Consider the following 2,875-nt stretch of genomic DNA (forward strand, 5'->3'; position numbering starts at 1 on the left):
GGCGGCTTCATTAGTGGTGTATCCCTTAAAGGTAAAATTTTCATACTGTATGCGCGCCGACTCAAGGGACGCGGTTAATTTTTCCCTGACGGAGTCATACGCCCGCGGTCCAGCTACCAATAAGGCCTTTTTTTTACCCATGCCCGCAGCTATTTCGCCCACGGAACTTACAGAACCGGGAGAATTTTCATATATTCCTGGAACGGTTAAAATATTCATCAATAAAGAATACCAATTAGCGTAATAACCGTCAAGAGAATGCGGTGTTATAAGTAGGAACTTGTAATCAAGCGGCTAGGCTATTTTTTCCGCGCCAGATACACAGCGTAAATCCCCGACTTGATAATTAATATAATACTGATAACCGTAATCGCGGGGAATGCTATTTCACGGCAGGGCATGGTGTGATGGGCACAGCCGCCGATAAGCGCGTAAATTACAAGCAGGGCGTTAACGCTCGACAAAAATACCCCGATTGTAAGCCCAAGCTGTATTTTTGAACAGGTAAAAACAATAAGGGCGATTCCCAAAGCGGCAATAACGGCGCCTACGCCGATAGGGTGGACTCCGATATGGGTTCCGACTATTACCTGGCCGTCGCTTATGGATCCATGGTGCTTTTCCGCTATCCACGGCTGAACGACAAAATCGGTATCGGGATCATACGCGATAAGCTGAACAGCTTCGTCACAGCAATCGGCGGAAAGGGAAGTAAGAAAAAATTGAGGCGAAGCGCAGGCTACGCCTTCCGTTCCGGCGACTTTATCAACAATGTCCGCACCAAAATAAAAATAGCCGCTGTCGCCGCGAAGCAGAAGGGCTTGCGCCTTTTCGCCAGACCCTTTCGGGACGACCATTAAATCGGCCCCGAAACGCTTTGTCATCGTGTCCAATCCCTGACGCAAGTTTAAGGCGAGAATCGAGCCGCCAAAAAGGGTAAAGGCAAGAATCGCCACGACGACAAAAAGACAGGCGGTACGGACAGGCCTGGTCATAAGGTTTTTAAGAGAAATATTGCCGGTTTTCAAGTCTATACTTTTCATAAATTCTCCTTAACATAAGCATATAATACCTATCTGTATAATATGTTATAATAGCCTGAAACTATTGTCAATAGGAAAAGACGAAAAAAATGCTCTTTAAATTTTATTTGTGGAAACGGAGCTTGCAGGCCGGACAGCCCTTCGCGAGCGTTTCGTCCAGCGACAGGGAAAGCCCCAAAACGTCGGCGATGGCGCGGTCTCCGTCCATAGCCATGTCGCACAGCAAATCGCAGGTCTTGTCGTCGAACCCTAGTTTTTGCCACGCGCTTACCAGGGCGCAGTAATGGAAATCTATGCTGAGGGCGTCGGCGCTCGAGCCTTCAAGGGTCATATCAAAGGTTTTTATCCCCAAATCGGCCAAAAACGCCTTCCTGAAATCTTCACAGTTGCCTGTACTCGCGCAGCGTTTCTTGATGTTTTCGCCGTGGATCTTCCCGCAACGCCTGATCGCCTTCCTGATGATGGGCTCGGCGTCAATGCCGGCTTTTACCATTTCGTCGTAGATAAGCCCCATCCACGTCGCCCTATGCTCGATTGCGGTGCGGTTTACATTTACAATTTCTTCAACAGGATTCTCGTTATTTTTAATTTTTGACATAAAGCCTCCAAAAATTTTTCCCCAAGATTTCTCACAAAGGGACAAAGATCACAAAGAAGATTCAAAAGTATACTGCTTTATAATACTTATCTTGTCAATATGTATACTATGTTATTATTTAGAATATAGTGGTATAATAATTAAGGGGATTTTTATGGAAGCAACGGAAAAACAAATTTTACAAAAACGCTCGTTCCGCGTTAGCGGAATGTACTGCGTTAACTGTCAAAATATAATAGAGAAAGAACTGAAAAAAGCGGGCGTAAAAAAAGCGTCCGTAAACTACCGCACCGGACACGCGGCTGTCACTTACGATGAGGGAATAATCAACTTTGATAAGATTTCTTCTATAGTAAACGATCTTGGCTATCAGGCGCTGGAAGACAGCGGTAAAAATCAAACTTCGCCAATAATGACGCTTCCGCAAATCGCGGGCGTTCTGTTAATCATCCTCGCCCTCTTTATGCTTTTTCGCGCGTTCTCGACAAGTAGTCTTGCCGCCGCTTTCCCGATCGCCAAAGAAGGCATGGGTTACGGGATGCTGCTGGTCATCGGCCTGCTTACTAGCGTCCACTGTATCGCCATGTGCGGCGGGATCAATCTTTCGCAGACTTTAAATAAAAGGGAAGAGGGGACAAAGGCGGACGGCGTTTATTCTTTGCTCTTGCCGGGCATCCTCTACAACGGCGGACGGCTTGTTTCGTATACGTTGGTCGGTGTACTGGTGGGCGCGATTGGCTCGGCGATTACCCTGACCGGGCATTTTAAGGGAATCGTCCAGCTTGTCGCCGGAGTCTTCATGGTTGTTATGGGGCTTAACATGACTGGAATGTTTCCTTTCCTGAGGCGGCTTGTTCCGCAGTTGCCGAATTTTTTCCATGATAAGACGGAAAGACAAAGAACGCCGCACAGCCCGCTCATCGTAGGCTTCCTTAACGGATTTATGCCGTGCGGCCCTTTACAGGCGATGCAGGTTTACGCGCTTTCCACTGGAAGCCCCGTCAAGGGCGGCGTTTCCATGTTCCTGTTTTGCGCGGGAACCATTCCGCTGATGTTCGCGCTTGGCGCGGCAAGCTCGCTTACAAGCGGCGCGAAAGGGCGCGTGTTTTCCCGCCGCGTCATGCAGACGGGGGCGATTCTTGTAACCGCGCTAGGACTGGTCATGTTCTCAAACGGTATAAGCCTTTCAAGTTTTACCAGTTCGCCGGAAAAGACAGCTTCCGTTAAACCCGCC

The 2,875-nt window shown here is 48.2% G+C and carries 4 protein-coding genes; 1 reads left to right on the forward strand and 3 read right to left on the reverse strand.

Translation table 11 applies throughout. The features are described from left to right. The 3 genes from ACYVTD_RS11300 to ACYVTD_RS11310 form a co-directional block, all read right to left on the reverse strand. A partial coding sequence (locus ACYVTD_RS11300) for a hypothetical protein (RefSeq protein WP_461247874.1) occupies positions 1 to 219 on the reverse strand: 219 nt, incomplete at its 3' end. An 80-nt stretch (positions 220 to 299) separates the two neighbouring features. Beyond that, the gene (locus tag ACYVTD_RS11305) at positions 300 to 1,043 is read right to left on the reverse strand and encodes a DUF4418 family protein (RefSeq protein ID WP_461247875.1); all 744 of its coding nucleotides are present in this window, start codon (positions 1,041 to 1,043) and stop codon (positions 300 to 302) included. 103 nt (positions 1,044 to 1,146) lie between these two features. Beyond that, complete coding sequence (locus ACYVTD_RS11310; RefSeq protein WP_461247876.1) at positions 1,147 to 1,641, reverse strand: L-2-amino-thiazoline-4-carboxylic acid hydrolase; 495 nt, start codon at positions 1,639 to 1,641, stop codon at positions 1,147 to 1,149. A 154-nt stretch (positions 1,642 to 1,795) separates the two neighbouring features. Between ACYVTD_RS11310 and ACYVTD_RS11315 the strand changes: the two genes are divergently transcribed. After that, a partial coding sequence (locus ACYVTD_RS11315) for an urease accessory protein UreH domain-containing protein (RefSeq protein WP_461247877.1) occupies positions 1,796 to 2,875 on the forward strand: 1,080 nt, incomplete at its 3' end.

The organism is Treponema sp. R6D11, from assembly GCF_054786075.1.